We start from the raw sequence: 19,123 nt of genomic DNA, 5'->3' as shown, positions 1-19,123 counted from the left end.
ATTATATTTTACAGAAAGTTGGAGTCACATGCCATTGTGGATGACGTATTCAATGATAGCTTTAGGTACTTTAATACTTGGAATTGCACTTGCTTTAAACGATAAGTATAGAAGGAATAAAAAGATTAAAAATCTATGGGCTCATCAATCCATTCTCAATCGTCCAAAAGGTAATCATATTCGATACAATCAGTATTATGACTATTTCAAAGAAGATTCAGCTCATCATATTGATGACGTTACATGGAACGATTTAGATCTGGATCGTGTATTTCATAGGATGAATTACAATTTCACATCCGTTGGTGAAGAATACATGTACGCTGCCCTGCGTAACATTAATAATCACTTTGCTAATGAATCTTTAATGCAAACCATTTCAAACCACAAATCTTTACGCGAAAAAATATCATTTATCTTAGCCGATTTAGGCAGAAGCACGAACAATAATGCCAGCCGCTTTGCTTTTAAGAACAAATCTTACGAACAATATAATCCTTTGATGATACTGGTTAGTCTGCTACCATTCTTAAGTATCTTTTCTTTTGCTTTCGGGCCAAGTATAGGTATATTCACTGTTATTTTTGCAATCGGTGTTGTCATGTCACTCGCAATGAGCTTCAAATCAAAGGCAGAATTGCTTTATAGTGATTTATTTTATGCGGTCAAAATAATCGATACAGCTAATCAATTATTAAAACTCAAACAAAGCCATGAAGCTGTTAATCTGCCTAAAATACGGTCAATCAAATTCCTAAGCTACTTAATGCTTAGCGATGATAATAACGAAATGAATATAGCGCTTCAACTCATTAATGCGATTAAAATGTTGTTCATGACAGACTATCATATTTATCATTATGCATTGCGCATACTTAGAAAGAATCAAGGTTCATTCTCTGAATATTACCAGGTGGTTGGTCAATATGATTTAAGTTATAGTATTGCGATGTATCGACAAACATTGCCTTATTATGCGTTGCCAGAAACAGGGTCACTACATACTGAAGAAATTTATCATCCTCTACTCACACAACCGGTTGCAAACGACTATACGCATCACAAAAGCGTATTACTTACCGGATCAAATGCATCTGGTAAATCCACGTTTATGAAGACGATTGCGCTAAACATCGTCCTTGCACAAGCGATTAACACGACAACTAGCGAAGTATTTCGTTATCAACCGGGTAGTGTGTTAACGTCAATGAATTTAGAGGATAGTTTAGCAAAAGGAGACAGTTACTTCATTGCAGAAATTAAATCGATTAAACGTATTATACATGCAATCGAACACTATCCTGTGACGTATATATTTATTGATGAAATTCTTCGAGGAACAAACACGAAAGAAAGAATATCATCTGCGACTGCTATATTGAACCATATCAATAACAATAAAAACACAACATTATTTGCTGCAACACATGACATTGAATTAACTGAGATATTGAAAGATACCTTTGACTTCTATTACTTTAGAGAACACCTTACAGAAGATAATGAGATTGAATTTGATTACACGATTAGAAAAGGTATTACGACGACATCAAATGCCATTGAACTCATGAGAATTCACAATTATCCGGAGTATATTTATCACGATGCTAAGCAACAACTTGCAAAATTAAAACAGTTGAATACTTAAAATCAAAAATTATTGATAGGAGTAATAAAGATATGATTAATATCCGCCAATATGAAAATAAAGATACTATTCAACTTATAAAATTATACGATGAATTAGGATATCCAAGTGATTTAAACACAATAAAACAAAGATTAAACACAATCTTATCTCATAACGATTACCATGCAATCGTACTCGAACTGAATAATATGATTGTAGGATTTTGTGGTTTTGCAAAGATGTATATGTTTGAATCTGATCAATCATACATTAGAATCCTTGCATTTGTTATAGATTCTGATCATCGTGGTAAAAAATTAGGTTCTAAATTACTGAAAGCTACAGAAGATATTGCTATAGAACTTAATGCGCCAATTGTGACATTTAATAGTGGTAATAGGCAAGAAAGAGATATTGCTCATCAGTTTTACAAAAATAATGGCTATACAATAAAATCGTCAGGATTCATCAAAAAACTGAGCTACTAGAGAAAGACCTCCATATTCTATAAGTGGAGGTCTTTCTCTAATTGTGACAAATCTATGATAGATACAGATACCCTCTTTACAATAGTACAGAATGGGCGTATCTTAATATGTGAAAGAATTCACTTTAACAAAAACTAAAAGAAAAGAAGATGATTCTCATGTTCGGCATATCAATCGCTGGTTTAATTCTCCGCTTCATTATTGGAGGCATCGCAGTTACTGCGGCTTCAATCATGGCAGGAAAAGTAGGAGGTAAACTAGGCGGCATAATCGCAACAATGCCTGCTGTATTTTTAGCAGCCATACTATCTCTATCCGTAGACCATAAAGGTAGTGATTTAGTCACAGCTTCAATGAACTTAAGTAGTGGTGCAATTATGGGGATAACAAGTTGTATCTTCACTGTCGCACTTACGTCAATTTACGTTACAAAGCACGGCTTCAAGAAAGGTGCAGCATTCTCAGTAGGTTGTTGGTTCGTCATTTCATGCACATTATTCGTATTAAAAAACTTATAGAAAGAAGTCCTCATTTATGAAACCCAAAATATTATTATTAAAATTCTTAATTGGTGGTTCAACTGTTGCTTTCAGCTACATCGTTTCATGCATTATCCCATGGAAAGATTTCGGTGGTATATTTGCTACTTTTCCAGCTGTATTCTTATTATCAATGGTTATCGCGGGCGTTGAATATGGCGACGAATTAGCAAGTCACGTTTGTCGTGGTGCAATATTCGGCATGACAGGTTGTCTATGTTGTATTCTCGCAACTTGGGGTATGCTAAACTCAACTGGTAACTGGCCATTAAGTATTGTAATCGGATTATTTACTTGGTTCATCAGCGCATTCGCAATCTCAACACTTGTTGCGAAAGTTGCTGAGCTAAGTACACATAAAGCATCAACTAAGCATGTTACATTGCATAAATAATATAAGTAAGACCACCTTAATGTCTTTTAAGGTGGTCTTACTTTTGTATCGAGTATGCGATCGTATTTTCAAACTACAGCTGTATGTTTCCCTGTTTATTAATTCTGTTATTACGCATCTACCACATCAAAAATTTTAATATCTTTATCGTCTATCGTTAAATAAATCGTTTCGCCAATTTGATGTGCATGATGTTTATGTACAAATAACTTGATGCGTTGCTGATATCGATCTTCAGTTGTAAGTAATACATCCTTCCCTATCTTCTCAACAACCTTAATAACGACAGGGTAACCCTTGTCTTGAATCACGAAATCTTCTGGTCGCACACCAATCAATTGATTCGACTGCAAAGTAACGTTCGCATTCAACAACTTTGTAGTTTCATTAACATTCAAGAAATTAATCGGTGGATTACCAATAAATTCAGCAACAAATTTATTGTTTGGGTGTTCATACATTTCTGACGGCGTGCCATATTGCATTAACGCGCCCTCTTGCAACAGAACAATCTTATCACTAATACTCATTGCCTCTTCTTGATCATGCGTCACGAACAATGTCGTCATATTCAAACGTTGTTGTAGCTCACGTATTTCTTCTCGCATCGTAAGTCTCAATCGCGCATCTAAATTAGATAACGGTTCATCCATTAATAACACTTCTGGTTCTTTAACAATTGCACGTGCAATGGCCACGCGTTGTTGTTGTCCACCGGATAAAGCTTTAGGTAAACGATGAAGTAACGTATCTATTTCAACAAGTTTTGCAGCATTCATTACTTTTTCTTTTATACTACTTTTCGATAATTTTTTCATTTTAAGTGGGAATGCAATATTATCAAATATCGTCATATGCGGATATAACGCGTAATCCTGAAATACCATCCCAACATTACGGTCCTCTTGTTTAACACGCGTCACATCTTTACCATTGATAAATATTTGACCTTGCTGTGGTTCTAGGAGTCCTGCAAGCATCATAAGCGTCGTACTCTTCCCACAACCTGATGGCCCCAGTATACTTACTAATTCTCCATCATTAATCGTTAAATTTAAGTGATCCACTGCAGTAATATCCTTAAAATGCATCGTGACGTTTCTAAATTCAATCATATTTCGCTTCCCCACTTCTACACTTTGCCAAATTAATTACGAAACAACATCGTACCCTTGATCTTCAATCGCTGCTTTCATTGTGTCTACTGAAACATTCTCTTCATGTACTATAGTGACGTTTGCCGCTTCTAAATCAACTGCCGCTGATTTTACGCCTTCCAGTTCACTCACTGCACCTTCTACTGATTTTTTGCAATGTCCACACGTCATACCTTCAACTTTTAATATTGTTTCCATATTTATTCTCTCACTTTTTATTTTATGTGTTCAATGATTCAATTTATTTTATTTTAACAGTTTTGAGTCTTAAGGCGTTACTCACAACGCTTACAGATGATAACGCCATAGCCGCACCAGCAATCCACGGTGCAAGTAAGCCTAACGCAGCAATCGGTATACCCAGCACATTGTATCCAAAAGCAAACATTAAATTCTGCTTAATATTTTGCATAGTTGCATGACTTATCTGAATCGCTACAGGTATTAATGTTAATTCGCCACCTAAAATTGTTACATCTGCCGCTTCAATTGCTACTTCCGTTCCAGTACCTATTGCAATACCAATATCCGCTAGCGCAAGGGCCGGTGCATCATTCACCCCATCACCTACCATTGCTACTTTTCTACCTAATGCTTGTAATGCTTTAATCTGACTCGCTTTATCTTCCGGCAATACTTCAGCGATGACTTCAGATATACCAACGGATTGACCGATGGCATTAGCTGTCAGTTGATTGTCTCCCGTCAACATTATCACGTTTATTCCCATGTCTTGCATTTGCTGAATAGCTTGCTTTGCTGTAGGTTTCACTGTATCTTGTACTGCAACAATACCGCGACAGATGTCATCAATTGCAATCACCATGGCAGTCTTGCCCTCTGTTTCAAATCGTTTCATTTCTTCTAACATGTTTTCGATATCAACATTGTAATCTTGCATCAACTTTCTGTTCCCGATTAATATTTGATGTTGCTCAATTTCAGTTTCAATACCATGGCCAGGTATTGCTTTAAATCGTGTTGTTTCAAGTAAATCAATACTTTTTTCTTTTGCATAGTTTACAATTGCCGTAGCTAACGGGTGTTCAGATGCTTGCTCACTACTCGCTAAATATTGCAATGCTATTTGATCACCGGTGAAATCAGTCACTTCAGGCTGACCTTTCGTAATGGTTCCTGTCTTATCCAGTACAATCGTATCAATTTCATGCGTTCTTTCTAAATGTTCTCCACCTTTAAAGAGAATCCCCGCTTCTGCTGCACGCCCAGTACCGACCATAATTGAAGTTGGTGTAGCAAGACCTAATGCACATGGACAAGCAATAACAAGCACAGCAATGGCCGCGACAAGCGAAGGTTCAAAGTGACCTGGCGTTATAAAGGTTATCCATACTACAAAAGTAAGCATTGCAATTGCAATCACAACAGGAACGAAATATCCTGCAATAATATCCGCCATCCTTTGAATCGGTGCTTTAGATCCTTGAGCTTCTTCTACAATCTTAACAATGGACTGTAAAGCAGTATCACGTCCAACTTTAGTAGCGCTCATTTGAATGGTACCATTCTTATTCATCGTTGCACCGATTACTTTATCATTCACATTCTTTTCAACAGGGATCGATTCTCCGGTTAACATTGATTCATCAATTGAAGTGTGACCTTTCATAATCACGCCATCTACCGGTACTTTCTCTCCAGGTTTAATGATAAGTACATCTCCTACTTTTACAGCCTCAACGGGAAGCATCATTTCTTGATTATCTCGCAGTACTCGCGCTTCTTTTGCTTGAAGATTGAGTAATGTTGATAAAGCATTTGTCGTTTGTGATTTCGCACATGCTTCTAAATACTTACCAAATAATATTAACGTAATAAGTACTGCACTCGTTTCAAAATAAAGATGCGGCATATACTCTGGATGATTTATTGTCTTTATCCCCTCATATACACTATAGAAAAATGCTGCACTTGTCCCAAGCGCCACAAGTACGTCCATATTAGCGCCACCGCTACGTAAATTTTTATATGCACCAACATAAAATTGCCATCCAATTATAAATTGGACCGGAAAAGCAAAGGCAAATTGAAACCACGGATTCATAAATATATGGGGTAAATGAATGCCGAATAAGTGCGTGAGCATTGTCATTAATAATGGTAATGATAACAATGCAGAGATGATTAACTTGACTTTTTTAGCCTTTAACGTATCTTTTCTTCGGTTATGCGCTTCATTAGATTTCAATGTCGCACCATAGCCTAGCTTTTGGATACGTTTCATAATATCTGCCGTATCAATATTTCCCGGATAATAATCCACTGTCGCTGTTTCAGTTGTTAAATTTACCGATGCATTCTGAATATATGTTTGCTTATTTAATACTTTCTCAATTCGACTCGAACACGCTGCACATGTCATGCCGGTAATATCGAATTCAACATGTTCAGTTCGTACTGAATAACCTAACTTATCAACTTTCGCCGTAATATCCTCTACAGACAGTTTAGATTCATCAAATTGAACATTTGCTTTTTCAGTCGTTAAATTAACTTGCGCTTCCACACCGTCCATTTTATTTAATACTTTCTCGATTCGACTCGAGCACGCTGCACACGTCATCCCTTCAATCGGTAATGTCACATCTTTCATAACTGACACCTACTTCCCAAATTGACGAAGAACTTTCATTAACTCTTCAATGGACGCTTCGCCTTCACCCTTTTTTATTGCATCCGTAACACAATGATTCATATGGCGTTCAGTTACTGAGAAACTCACTTGTTTTAGCGCAGATTCTATTGCACTCATTTGAATTAATATATCGACACAATATCGATCCTCTTCTATCATTTTCTGAATGCCACGAACTTGTCCTTCGATGCGCTTTAATCGCTTTAACATCTTTTCTTTATCTGTTCTCGGTGTTACTATTTGCTGGTGCATATCATCCATTTTGATACCCCCTTCAGGTATATTCACGCTTATATATTATACCTAGTAGAGGTATGTGTCAACGCATAAAAACAACCTCACAAAGTGAGGCTGCATATATATATTATTTATCTGATACTTTCGTATACGTAATATTTTTACCTTTATTCGTAGGCACTTTGAATTGACTTAAATCATTCACACGTATTGCAACGGCACCTTGAGGACGTAATTGAGCTGGTACACGATCTGCATATAATGTTTTTAAGTTTTGGAATTCTGATTCACTACCTAAACTATATTTACCTGACTTATCATGTTTAAGTAACGCCACACGGAAATCCGTCATGAATTGTCCAACTGATTTCGTTGGATCAACGTATTTATGAATTGCATTTTGTAATGCATCATACGGAGTACCTTGGTAATTTAAGATTTCTTTATATACACCATCATGATTACGTGCTTGTTCATTTAAATATTGTCCAAATAAATATGATAATGAGTAGTTTGATAATGTATCGCCACTACGTGACCAAATTGTTAATGAATGACCATTTTGAATGTAGCTTGAATTGTTATAGTAATCAATTCTATCTTCAATAGGACCTGAGTAAATGTGCTCTGCTGCCATAGAGAACGCTTCGTTTAAGTATGTTTCCATCATACGATTTTGTTTTAAATATTGTGAATTAAAGTTAACCATATGCTGGAATTCATGTGCTAACGTAGAATAAATACGCTCTACATTACGTGGTGTATTTTCCTCTAAGCTTGGGTCATAGCCCATTGAAGGATAAGTATCCATATAGAAGATCTCACCTTTGTTAGATCCAGGCTCATTTAATAAATCTGTACCATCGAAGTAGCCACCGATGTAGCCATAAGATGAAACGCCGAAGCCATCTTTAATATCAAATAATAAAATGTTAACTTTACCGTTACCATCTAAATCAGATTCTTCACCAAAATTGTTATGAATTAACGGTGCAATTCTATTATCAAATTCTTTTCCTACCTTTTCAGCATCTGCTCTAGATACTTTAGGATCTGCAACCCATACATATGCCTTAGAACCTTTATACTCTAAAGAACCTGTTGTTTTCTCTTGAACTTCTCTACCACCGCTCATGTTAATTGTCGTAAATGTCTTTTTGTCCCCTAAGTTATAGTTTGTAATATAACGTAATGGGCTTTGGCTTTTCGAAATTTTCGATGCACTTGATGCGCGATCTGAAATCTCGAATGGACGGTCGATCATATACGGCTTTTTAGGTGCGATTAACTTTAAGTCGCGTTGCACGATTGATTCTAGTTGATTGAACCCTGTCGGTTGTGCATCGGCATAGCTTTCTGATACAAGCTCGTTATTAACTATCACAGTACCCGAACCTGTTTGAGGTTTATCAGGTGTTTCAGAAGTTGGTTCTTCTGTTGTTGGGTTTTCTGTAGTTGGCTCCTCTGTTGTTGGCTCCTCAGTCGTTGGTTCTTCAGGAGAACTTGATAAATCAGGAACCGTCACTTTTACACGTTGTGTATTTTGCGAGAATACATCTGCTTTATTCGCAGCACTTAAATCAATATAAATATAGCCATCATTGTCTTTTAACGCATCTACATCTACTTTATACTCAAGCGTTGTTGAATTTTGATATTTTACGTTATCAGTAAATTTACTTAATTCTTTTAAAGTACCTTCATTGACAAGTAAACGTGCATTAAAGCTACCTTCTTTAATGATAGATTTTGATTGATAATCAAATGTAATCTTCACTTGATTACCTTCTACTTGTGCACCTTTATATGTAACATTATGACGTTCATAGAGTACGTCACGTACAATTAAACTGCCACCTTCTGTCAAACTACGATAATCAGTAGCAACACTTTTTTGAACTGTTGTTGCTTGTGCAAATTGAGCTGGAACAACCGTTGAACTTAAAATTGTAGAAACGATTAATGCACTACTTAATGTTTTCGAAAATTTCTTCATGTCAGTTCTCCTTGAAATTTAATTTTTTATAATTTGCAAATTACCCTTTTATTATATTGAGCACTATTTACGTTGTAAACACTTTTTTAACATTTAAAATTAAAACATTTTTATCTATAAATTATATATTACACAACTTATTATTTCGTAATAAATATACAATTACGGTATACCGTAATATATTGATAAACCTTAAAATCTATTGAAAATACTCAAATGTTCAACTATCTAATATTTTAGGTTAATTTGTGACAATTGTCCGGCAATTATATTATAAAATTAACATTTTGTTAACTTTATAACATAAAATATCTTTAACATTATTAACCTTAAAAAATATTATCCAAAATAAAAAGTATGCTAAAAATAGCATACTTAAAATTGTTGAATATAATCGATATATCGTTTCGTTCCATCTATTAATTCTTGTTCAGTCGCATGATTCACTGTACCGTATTGTGCATAATATCCTAAATACTTTGCTTCGATATAATTAAAGGTTGCTTCATAAGGCTTCAGCAACTCATCTAACGTGAAGCGATTCGATCCATTGTGTGCATAGGCTGTTTCCGGGCTGCCTACCGTCACTGCTAAAGCAAACTGCTTATCTTTAAGTTTGTCTCCTCCAGGGCCATATGCATAACCATATAAGAAGACTTCATCGATATACTGTTTCAGTAATGGCGGACTGCTATACCAGTAGAATGGAAACTGAAAGACGATATGATCATACTGTAATAATCGTGTTTGTTCTGCCTCTACATTTATTTTGGAATCTGGGTACAGTTCATACAAATCACAAATATCAATATGTGATTCTTGTAGTGCCTCTTTCCACATACGATTCACGTTCGATTGTTGCATATTCGGATGTGCAATAATAACTAATGTTTTCATCTTTGGCCTCCTTGATTTCAATATCTATTCTTATTCTACATAATATTTATACCACAACATTTCGACTGAGTGATTAATTTCGTTTGTAATTCGAAAATAATATATAATGAAACATAAGTACCTATTACATGTATAAATGCAAATCATAGAAAAAGAGGAGATATCATGTTCTTAGCCTGGAAAGAAATCATGCACAACAAACTCAAGTTCTCACTGATCATCGGTGTACTTGTATTAATTTCATATTTATTATTTTTAATATCAGGATTGTCAAATGGACTGATGGGGATGAATCGAGAAGCGATAGATAAGTGGAATCCAGATGCAATTATAGTAACAAAAGAATCCAATCGCAATCTTGCACAATCAGTCATGAATATCGATGCAGTAGATAATCAATTCGACAAAGTAGCACCCATTAAAAATATGGCTATCATCATTGCAAAAGGTGATAAGAAACAAAATACATTGTTATTCGGCATCAATAAAGAGACATTTATTAATCCTAATATCACTGAAGGAAAAACATTTAAGAAGGACTTTGAAGTTGTAGCAAATGATGGTTTAAAGCAGAAAGGATTTAAACTCGGTGATACGATTGATATTGCCGGAAACGACCAGGATTTAAAGATTGTTGGATTTACGAATAACGCAAAGTATAATGCAGCCAATGTGCTTTATAGCAGCTATAGCACTGCTGACAAATTATCAATGAATCGATTAAAAGATAAAGCGAATGCGTTCTTGATTAAAGATAATGATTACAAATCAAAATCGATTGATAGTGACTTCGAAGCGATCGATAAAGAAACATTCATCACAAAGCTTCCAGGCTATACTGAGCAAAAGCTTACACTGGATGTTATGAGCTATTTCTTGTTTACAATTGCGACGTTTATTATCGGTATCTTTTTATATATCTTAACGATTCAAAAAGCGCCTGTATTTGGTTTACTTAAAGCACAAGGGATTAGTAATGGATTTTTAGCACGTTCACTGATTATCCAGACATTAATCTTGTCTGTTATAGCAGTGATTATCGCGCTCATTCTAACCATCATTACTGCGAATGTGATACCAGATGTTGTACCAATCAAATTTGTATGGTCTACGATTGGTATATATGCTGGTGTTATCATTCTGACTGCTGTACTTGGCGGACTTTTCTCGATCCGCTCAATTCAAAAAGTCGATCCATTAAAAACGATAGGGTAAGGTGAGTCATATGATATTAACATTACAATCAGTAAATAAATCTTTCGGCAAGGATCAAACGTATATAGAAGCATTAAAACCTGTTGATTTCCAAATCAATGCCGGCGAAATGGTGGCAGTTATTGGACCGTCGGGTTCCGGCAAGAGTACATTCTTAACAATTGCAGGGCTGCTTCAGCAACCGACGAATGGTGAAGTCATTATCAACAATCAAGATGTCAGCAAGTTAACAGAGAAGCAACGCGCGAAAATACGACTCAAACAAATCGGATTTATTCTTCAATCTTCAAATTTAGTTCCGTTCTTAAAAGTAAAAGACCAGTTTAATTTGCTTGATAAAGTGAACCAAACTAATATTTCAAAAGATGAGTTTAACACCCAAGTTGAAACGCTAGGCTTAACATCTGTCATGAATCAATTTCCATCAGAACTCTCAGGAGGTCAGCGCCAACGTGTTGCGATACTTAAAGCAATGTATACGAATCCATCATTAATATTAGCAGACGAACCAACAGCGAGTCTGGATAGTGAACGTGCATTTGAAGTCATTCAAATGATTCAACGCATTGTAAAAGATACGAATAAAGCAGCTATTATTGTTACACATGATAATCGCTTGTTAGAATACTTCGATAAAGTTTATGTCATGGAAGATGGTTACCTGAAAGAGCAAATAGAAAAGTAATTACTATAATAATTTACGACGACGCCCGGTTCAAAATTGAACCGGGCGTCATCATATGCTTTTTCACAGTTTGAACTCGAACTAGGCATTATCTATTTCACTTTAAACCATCCACCAGAGTTTTCAATGATACCCCATAATTTTTCCGGAATAACATAGTCTGCTTTGTTGCTTAAATCAATTGTATCCGTTAATTGCTCAGATTGATTGTTTTGAACAAGCTCAACAAAGTTAGGATTAATCACTAAACCATGACCTACTGCTGTAATATCTAATCCTTGGTCCATTAGTTTATTCATTTCTTCAGGAGTCATAATCATACCTGCTGCCATTAAAGGAATTTTTCCGTTTATATGTTGTGCAAAGCGTTTAACTAACGTGTAGTCATTTGCTTCATTCTTTGCTTTTGCACTAACGGCATGAGATAAACTGATATGAATATAATCAATCTCTTTTTCAATTAATGCATCAGTTAATGCTAATGTGTCTTCAATCGTTAAGCCATCTTCATAATGTTCATCAGGAGAAATTCTAAATCCGATACCAAATGGTCGATTCGCATGTTTTGCAATCACTGTTTTGATTTCGTCAACAATTGCTAATGCAAAGCGTAGACGATTCTCTAAACTACCACCAAATTCATCCTCACGTTTATTGAAATGTGGCGATAAAAAGTTTTGAATTAAGAACCCATGCGCACCATGTAACTCAACACCATCAAATCCCGCTTCAATCGCACGACGTGCTGTTTCTCCAAATGCCTTAATTACTTCATGAACTTCCTCTATAGACAGAGCTCTCGGATGTGTCTCAGGCGCGAAACCACTCGCTTCACAAACAACTGCACTGCTACTTACAACATCACCATTTGGAATGAGATGCGCCAACGCCTTGTTTCCAGCATGGAAGATTTGCATATAAGCAGGATGTCCGCCACTTTTTGCTGCAGTCGCTAATTTCTTTAAACTTGGAATAAATTTATCATCATAGGCTGCATATTCGTTCGTAAATCCAATACCATTTTCCTGAACATGCGTACAACCTGTTATGACTAAACCAACGTCATTTACACGTTTTTCATAATAAGCTACTTCCTCATCTGAAATTGTATAATCATCATTACTCGACCACGTTGTCATAGGAGCCATCGCAATTCTATTTTCTAATACATTGCCACTCTTTAAAGTTAATGTATTAAATAATCTTTCGTTTGTCATAATTCATCCTCATTTCCCGGGAAACACTGATCAATGTTACCCTGATATAAATTTATTTTGTAATCTAAGAAATCTAATCCTGATTGTAACTTTTCAATATTTTGAATAACTGATTTACGATGTTCTAATAAAAAATCCAGGAGTTCAGGTATTGTTGCATCACCAGCGTGCCCTAATACACAGAACGTTTTAATATCAGCAAGTAACATACCCTCAGTAACGTTTTCAAGCGTGAAATGATTAGATTTTTTTAATCACTTTCGCAGGTGACCCTGCAACAATGGTATTTGGCGGTACATCTTTTGTTACTGTTGAATCAGCTGCAACGATTGAATTCTCCCCAACTGTCACACCTGGTAATACTGTTACATTCGCACCTAACCACGCATTTTTCTTAATCAAAACCTTATTTACTACTAAACCACGACGCTTCGTAGGATCTACGATATGATTGACAGAAATAATTCTTGCTGACGGTCCAATGAGCACATTATCCTCAATTTCAATGCCGCCTAAATCAACAAATGTTACATTCTTATTGATGAATACATCTTTACCAAACTTAATATGACGGCCGTAATCAGTATAGAATGGTAATGAGACAACGACACTTTCATCGATTGACTGACCTGTCATTTCGCCTAGTATATTTAGTACTTCTGAGTTTGTTTTAAAGCCATTATTCATTTCAAATGATAACCGTTCGTTGTTACCTTTATGTTCATGGATTTCATCATAAATCGGATCATCTTTCAATATTTCAATATTTTGAATACGTTCTAATAAACTCATCACGTTCACTCCTTTTATATTCATTTTACTATAGCCTTTGAAAAACCATTCAATAAAAGCACTATAATGTCTGATTCATTTCATCATGCATTATAGCGCTTCATACAAGTTTTGTTATTTATATTTTCTCATTAGGTCATGTGGAATATGGCAATAATCATCAGGATGTCTATCTAAATAATCCTGATGCTCGTCTGCACTTCTTACATAGTTAATAAGTGGTTTGACTTCAACCATTATTTTGTCTTTATCAGTTCTCTTGTTAATAAATACCTCGGCCTGTTCCAAGTGTTTAGGATTCTTGCTATATACACCTGTTCGATACTTTTCTCCAACATCTATGCCTTGTTGATTTAAGCTGTATGGGTCAATGATGAGAAAAAAATCTTCCATGAGTTTTGATACCGATGTCTTATTTGAATCAAACGTTACTTTAACACACTCCGCATAACCATCATAATCACCGTCTAAGGTGTTTGTTGTACCATTTGCTCTTCCTGCTTCAGTTAACACGACACCTGGCACTGTCTTCATGAATGCCTGCACTCCCCATAGACATCCACCAGCGATATAAATTATTTCCTCGGACATTTAAATCCTCCTTTATTGATTTACCTTAATAATTACCTTCCCATTTGGATGACCATTAAATGTATATTCTAATGCTGCTTCTGTTTCATCTAACGTAAAAGCTTTTTCATCAATTTGTGGCTTCACTTGTTTCTCTGCTAATATGTTACTTACCACATCTAGCTGCTCCCCATCTGCATCTACAAACATAAAATGATATGTTACGTTTTGTTTTTTCGCTTTTTTATCATATTTCGAACCGACTAAACCAAATAAGATTTGTTTTACTTTCGATAAACCTTTTGCTTTTGCGAATGCTTTGTTTGGTGCAGTTTTAAGACTGAGTAATTGTCCACCTGGTTTAATGATTGATAATTCATTCTCAAATTCCTTCGCTCCTAATGTATCAATCACATAGTCAACATCCGTTAAAACTTCCCAGTAATTTTCTGTTTTATAATCAATAAACTGATCAGCGCCTAAAGACATAATGTGCGCTTTTGCTTTAGGGTTTCCTGAAACAATCACATTTAAGCCTTTCGCTTTAGCAAGGGGTACTGCAATTTGGCCAAATCCACCAGATCCACCAGGAATAAATAATGTCTTGCCTGATTCAACGTTTAAAATATCATTTAATGCCTGGTATGCTGTGAGTCCAGTTAAAGGTATCGCAACCGCTTCTTTAAAGTCTAAATAATCCGGAATGATAGAGACAGCATTCTCGTTAACAGCTACAAATTCAGCAAATGCACCAATCTTCTCTACGGGTAATCTACTATAAACACGTTGACCTTTTTGAACACGTGTCACGTTACTTCCAACCTGTTCAACAATTCCTGCAAGTTCATTGCCTAAAGTAAGTGGGAACTCGTATCCTTGAATGAGTTTAACTTCGCCAGTCATGATTAGTTTCTCTAAAGGATTTACAGCAGCCGTTACCACTTTAACTAAAACCTCATTATCTCCAATTTTCGGGACTGGGATTTCGTTTGTTTCAACTTTTATGTCTTTACTATATTGCTTGATTTGAATAGCTTTCATTATAATTCTCCCTCATTTGTTTAATAACATCTTTTAACGTTCGTGCTTTTAATGATAGAAATAATTGCTGTTCAGCATCTGTAAATATCGGATTTAACACCGCTTCAATATTTTGACCGACAGGACAATCCGGATTAACATCTGAGTGCACATTTAACAACTTTACTTCTGTTGGATGTACCGCTTGATAAATTTCTAATAAATTAATATCACTTTTATTCCTTAGAAGAGACATCCCACTCTTACCTTGTGTACTTTCGATTAAATCTGCTTTCTTTAATAATGCTGTAATCTTACGTATATAACTTGGATTCGTATTGACGCTATGCGCTAATGTATCTGAGTTCTGAACTTCAGTTGATTCTGAAATCATTACCATTATATGCAGTGCGACTGAAAATTTTATATCCATTTTATTCAACTCACTTTAATTTGTTGTTGTATCTGATACAAATACAACTATACCACACGTTGAATAAAATAGGTATACTGATTTTATTAAAATATATTAATAAAATGCATGCTAAGATTTTTAACAGCCAATTTTCAAGTCTGCAAGTACATCTTTTCTAGCATGCAAATTAGAAGTACCTAAATTCGTCCCCGCAAATCCAATAATCACTTTACCGGTATCCTCATCCAAAAAAGCACTTTCTGAATTAGTAATTAGGCCAATCACACTATCTTACCTAAAAAAACGGTACCCAAGATTTCTCCCGGGTACCGATTATTTATGAAGTGTAACGACAAATGCCTTTTGATAATCTTTAAAGGGTTGTTCTAAGTTGACTGTGCCGTCCATTGATGAAATAATTTCTTTGACGATGGATAACCCTAATCCACTACCAGTTCCTGATGGTCTATGTGAATTTTGCTTCATAAAAGGTTTAAAGATATCTGCTTTGATATCTTCATCAATAAATGATCCATCATCAGCGACATATATTTTGATTTGTTCGTTTTCTTCTATCAAACCTATCGCAATCTTCGTTCCTTGTGCATTATGCTGAATCGCATTTATGACGATATTACTCAAAGCACGTTTCAATTCCATTGGAGCAGCAAGAATTTCAATCTGTTGATTAGGAATATCGACTGCATACTGTAAATTTTTATTTTCAATTGCATCTAAGTGTTCAATTACAATACTTCTAAGCATTTCAGTAACATCTGTATGTACTTTGGATTGCTTCATGCCCCCTGATAATTTCGCATACGACAGAATATTATTCAGTAAATATTCCATCTCATTTACTTTCATATTAATCATTTCATATTTTTGATGCACACTTTCAGCGGGTACTTTATTATCTTTTAATGCAAGTGCATTTCCTTTAATAGAAGTCATCGGTGTCTTTAAATCGTGTGCAATGGAGGCATAGATTAAATTGATTGCTTCAACTTGTTCTTTTATTGTTGCTTGAATATCTCGTTTCAATACTTTCACGAAATAATATGTCACGATGACAATATACAATATACTTAATAATATATTGAGCGCACCAATAATATTAAATGGTAGTGAATAATCCGAATACTTTCTTAGAAAAATCTCAAAAATACCATCTGTGATTGCTGTAATGATATACAGTACGACCAGTGAAATAATGAAATTAATAATAATTTTCTTTTGTAATGTCTTCATAGACTTAACCTATATCCTAATCCACGTATTGTTTGAATGCGATCTTTTCCGATTTTTTCTCTTAGACGATTCATAATGACACGTATTGAGTTATCATCTTCTTCGTAATAATCATCCCATCCAGCAGTATAAATCTGCGCTTTAGTAAATACGCGATTTGGACTTTCCATCAGTAATTTCAATACTTGAAACTCTACTTTCGTCAATTCAAATACAGTTTGACCAACCGTTAATTTACATTCATACAAATCAAGTTTTAAATCATCCACAATGATTGCTTGTGGCGCTCGCGTTTGTACATTTAATCTATTTTTCACTTTAGCCAGCACTTCAAGCGGCTCAAAGGGTTTTGTAATATAATCGTCTGCACCAATTTCATAGCCTTTTAATTTATCTTCTAATGTATAGCGTGCTGAAATAATTAATAAAGGAATAGAAAGCTCATGCTTTACGAGTTGTATCAGCTGTAATCCATTGATCTTTGGCATCATAATATCAATGAGCGCGAGATCTATCGGCTCACTTTTTAGCAGTCTTAATGCAGCCTCACCGTCATTTGCTTCATAAATATTGTAAAGCGTCGTATCAAAATAAAGTTTCAACACATCAATAATTGCTTGTTCATCATCACAAATTAATATGTTTTTCTTACGCATATCATCACCTAAATCCAAAATTTATAAAGTTCAAAGAATATGACAACCACAACTGATAAACATAAGCACAACGCACAACATACATTTGCCCATGTATTATTATGTTTAATTTTATTATAAAATTGAAAAATTGCATTTGCAATGATACCTAAAGATAGTACGATAAACATGATTGATATGAACATGACCGCAGTCGGATTGTATGTATTCATCCCCATCCATATATAGAAAAATCCAATTGCATTGAATGTTGAAGCAAATAACGCGATGTTATTCCATCGTGCAAATATTGTTCTATGCTTTCTTCTAATACATCGAATGATATTCATAATAATACTGATAACTACGCACACCAATGTTACTAGCATACTGAATAGCAAAATGATTGCACTAACTAGTTCAATCATTTTAAATTGTTCATAATCTGATGTAAATCCTTCTAAAACAGGTGCATTACTGATACTCAAGTTAATACTTTAGAGACAGAACCCCATTCATAAATACTATCCTTGCTAGCTCTTAATTTATTTTCAACATCAATGTAACCATAATAACCTTCATATACGACTTTACCTGACTTAAACACACCAATCGCTACAGAGGCTGTTGCTTCTTTTCTTTTTTCAATGTATTGATGAATACTTTCTGATAAATCTTTATCCTCTACTTTGAAACCTGTAGCGTGTACATTCGGAACAAGCGTCAACGAAATAATTAGCACGAGCACCCATGCAATTATTTTCTTCATAACAAACCCCTCCTTTTTCTTCAGTATATAAGGAGGGGGTTAATGGAGTATTATTAAACATTAACTGAATATTAATTTATTGAATCTTTACCTGATACAACTTCACCGTATTTTCTCTTCAATTCCGCAACATAACTTCTTGCATCGTAAAGTGGTTTTCCTTGTTCCATACTTTTGATAGACTTCTCGATTTTTTCGCCTATTAATCTCTCTTTCATCTGTCTGTTATATGTATATCAATAGATTTAACACTCACATGCTCTATATTAATTTTCTAGGCACTGTGTCAAGTCAAAATAATAAAAAAAAGAAAAAAATTTTTGATGTTCAAAAATAACAATAGAAGATATAAATTTTCTACTAATAATATCATTTTTTCTCATATCACAAAAATTTAACTTCAAATTTATTTTTAGTTCTCCAAAATTTATACGCATATTTATACAATTTTTCTTTTCTTTTTCTGAACGCGTTCGCTGTGGATCGCTCACTTGTCCCACTAATAATTTACAAAAATTTCTGCGAAATTAATTGTAAATTATTAGTCTATATTCCAAACT

The 19,123-nt window shown here is 34.8% G+C and carries 22 protein-coding genes; 6 read left to right on the top strand and 16 right to left on the bottom strand.

Annotation, left to right across the window (positions count from 1 at the left end):
- Positions 1-52 precede the first annotated feature (52 nt).
- The 4 genes from OCL94_RS07965 to OCL94_RS07950 all read left to right on the top strand — a co-directional run bounded on the left by OCL94_RS07965 (position 53) and on the right by OCL94_RS07950 (position 3,051).
- The gene (locus tag OCL94_RS07965; RefSeq protein WP_262996303.1) at positions 53-1,648 is read left to right on the top strand and encodes a MutS-related protein; all 1,596 of its coding nucleotides are present in this window, start codon (positions 53-55) and stop codon (positions 1,646-1,648) included.
- Between the two features lie 32 nt (positions 1,649-1,680).
- On the top strand, positions 1,681-2,118 hold the full coding sequence (locus OCL94_RS07960; protein WP_262996301.1) for a GNAT family N-acetyltransferase: 438 nt from the start codon (positions 1,681-1,683) through the stop codon (positions 2,116-2,118).
- A gap of 158 nt (positions 2,119-2,276) precedes the next feature.
- A complete protein-coding gene (locus OCL94_RS07955; protein WP_262996299.1) occupies positions 2,277-2,636 on the top strand; it encodes a DUF3147 family protein in 360 nt (119 codons plus the stop codon).
- Positions 2,637-2,652: 16 nt separating this feature from the next.
- Complete coding sequence (locus OCL94_RS07950; protein WP_262996297.1) at positions 2,653-3,051, top strand: DUF3147 family protein; 399 nt, start codon at positions 2,653-2,655, stop codon at positions 3,049-3,051.
- A gap of 110 nt (positions 3,052-3,161) precedes the next feature.
- On the opposite strand, the gene OCL94_RS07945 is transcribed toward OCL94_RS07950, so the two are convergent.
- From OCL94_RS07945 to OCL94_RS07920, 6 genes are all read right to left on the bottom strand, one after another.
- Positions 3,162-4,166 carry an ABC transporter ATP-binding protein gene (locus OCL94_RS07945; protein ID WP_262996295.1) on the bottom strand — a complete coding sequence of 335 codons (1,005 nt, stop codon included), beginning with the start codon at positions 4,164-4,166 and terminating at the stop codon, positions 3,162-3,164.
- 36 nt (positions 4,167-4,202) lie between these two features.
- On the bottom strand, positions 4,203-4,406 hold the full coding sequence (gene copZ / locus OCL94_RS07940) for a copper chaperone CopZ (RefSeq protein ID WP_262996293.1): 204 nt from the start codon (positions 4,404-4,406) through the stop codon (positions 4,203-4,205).
- 43 nt (positions 4,407-4,449) lie between these two features.
- A complete protein-coding gene (locus OCL94_RS07935; protein ID WP_262996291.1) occupies positions 4,450-6,822 on the bottom strand; it encodes a heavy metal translocating P-type ATPase in 2,373 nt (790 codons plus the stop codon).
- A 9-nt stretch (positions 6,823-6,831) separates the two neighbouring features.
- The gene (locus OCL94_RS07930) at positions 6,832-7,125 is read right to left on the bottom strand and encodes a metal-sensing transcriptional repressor (protein WP_262996289.1); all 294 of its coding nucleotides are present in this window, start codon (positions 7,123-7,125) and stop codon (positions 6,832-6,834) included.
- A 103-nt stretch (positions 7,126-7,228) separates the two neighbouring features.
- Complete coding sequence (locus tag OCL94_RS07925; RefSeq protein WP_262996287.1) at positions 7,229-9,097, bottom strand: M30 family metallopeptidase; 1,869 nt, start codon at positions 9,095-9,097, stop codon at positions 7,229-7,231.
- A gap of 375 nt (positions 9,098-9,472) precedes the next feature.
- Positions 9,473-9,994: an NAD(P)H-dependent oxidoreductase gene (locus OCL94_RS07920; RefSeq protein ID WP_262996285.1), complete on the bottom strand. Its 522-nt coding sequence runs from the start codon at positions 9,992-9,994 to the stop codon at positions 9,473-9,475.
- A 165-nt stretch (positions 9,995-10,159) separates the two neighbouring features.
- Between OCL94_RS07920 and OCL94_RS07915 the strand changes: the two genes are divergently transcribed.
- The gene (locus OCL94_RS07915) at positions 10,160-11,209 is read left to right on the top strand and encodes an ABC transporter permease (RefSeq protein WP_262996283.1); all 1,050 of its coding nucleotides are present in this window, start codon (positions 10,160-10,162) and stop codon (positions 11,207-11,209) included.
- Positions 11,210-11,219: 10 nt separating this feature from the next.
- Positions 11,220-11,894: an ABC transporter ATP-binding protein gene (locus OCL94_RS07910; RefSeq protein ID WP_262996281.1), complete on the top strand. Its 675-nt coding sequence runs from the start codon at positions 11,220-11,222 to the stop codon at positions 11,892-11,894.
- 92 nt (positions 11,895-11,986) lie between these two features.
- Here the strand turns inward: OCL94_RS07910 and OCL94_RS07905 are convergent, their stop codons facing one another.
- The 10 genes from OCL94_RS07905 to OCL94_RS07860 all read right to left on the bottom strand — a co-directional run bounded on the left by OCL94_RS07905 (position 11,987) and on the right by OCL94_RS07860 (position 18,563).
- Positions 11,987-13,111, bottom strand: coding sequence for an NADH-dependent flavin oxidoreductase (locus OCL94_RS07905; protein ID WP_262996279.1), 1,125 nt, complete (start codon positions 13,109-13,111; stop codon positions 11,987-11,989).
- Positions 13,108-13,320: a MerR family transcriptional regulator gene (locus OCL94_RS07900; protein WP_262996277.1), complete on the bottom strand. Its 213-nt coding sequence runs from the start codon at positions 13,318-13,320 to the stop codon at positions 13,108-13,110. The genes OCL94_RS07905 and OCL94_RS07900 overlap by 4 nt, the downstream gene beginning before the upstream one ends.
- A gap of 31 nt (positions 13,321-13,351) precedes the next feature.
- Positions 13,352-13,903, bottom strand: a complete 552-nt coding sequence (locus OCL94_RS07895) for a DapH/DapD/GlmU-related protein (RefSeq protein WP_262996275.1) — start codon at positions 13,901-13,903, stop codon at positions 13,352-13,354.
- 114 nt (positions 13,904-14,017) lie between these two features.
- A complete protein-coding gene (locus tag OCL94_RS07890) occupies positions 14,018-14,494 on the bottom strand; it encodes a peptide-methionine (S)-S-oxide reductase (protein WP_262996273.1) in 477 nt (158 codons plus the stop codon).
- Positions 14,495-14,506: 12 nt separating this feature from the next.
- Positions 14,507-15,514 (bottom strand): NADP-dependent oxidoreductase, encoded by a 1,008-nt coding sequence (locus OCL94_RS07885; protein ID WP_262996271.1) that lies wholly within the window; start codon positions 15,512-15,514, stop codon positions 14,507-14,509.
- Positions 15,486-15,926: an Rrf2 family transcriptional regulator gene (locus OCL94_RS07880; RefSeq protein ID WP_262996269.1), complete on the bottom strand. Its 441-nt coding sequence runs from the start codon at positions 15,924-15,926 to the stop codon at positions 15,486-15,488. Before OCL94_RS07880 ends, OCL94_RS07885 begins: the two co-directional genes overlap by 29 nt.
- A gap of 315 nt (positions 15,927-16,241) precedes the next feature.
- Entirely contained in the window at positions 16,242-17,159 is a 918-nt protein-coding gene (locus tag OCL94_RS07875) for a sensor histidine kinase (RefSeq protein WP_262996267.1), read from the bottom strand.
- Positions 17,156-17,815 (bottom strand): response regulator transcription factor, encoded by a 660-nt coding sequence (locus OCL94_RS07870; protein WP_262996265.1) that lies wholly within the window; start codon positions 17,813-17,815, stop codon positions 17,156-17,158. The genes OCL94_RS07875 and OCL94_RS07870 overlap by 4 nt, the downstream gene beginning before the upstream one ends.
- Positions 17,816-17,823: 8 nt before the next feature.
- Positions 17,824-18,282, bottom strand: coding sequence for a hypothetical protein (locus tag OCL94_RS07865; protein ID WP_262996263.1), 459 nt, complete (start codon positions 18,280-18,282; stop codon positions 17,824-17,826).
- Positions 18,279-18,563 (bottom strand): serine hydrolase, encoded by a 285-nt coding sequence (locus tag OCL94_RS07860; protein ID WP_262996261.1) that lies wholly within the window; start codon positions 18,561-18,563, stop codon positions 18,279-18,281. The genes OCL94_RS07865 and OCL94_RS07860 overlap by 4 nt, the downstream gene beginning before the upstream one ends.
- Between the last annotated feature and the right edge of the window lie 560 nt (positions 18,564-19,123).

Origin of the sequence: Macrococcus capreoli (assembly GCF_025628935.1) — a bacterium.
Taxonomy (GTDB): Bacteria; Bacillota; Bacilli; order Staphylococcales; family Staphylococcaceae; genus Macrococcoides; species Macrococcoides capreoli.
Note: the sequence above shows the minus strand (reverse complement) of the source record. Positions and strands in the feature narration are given on the sequence as shown.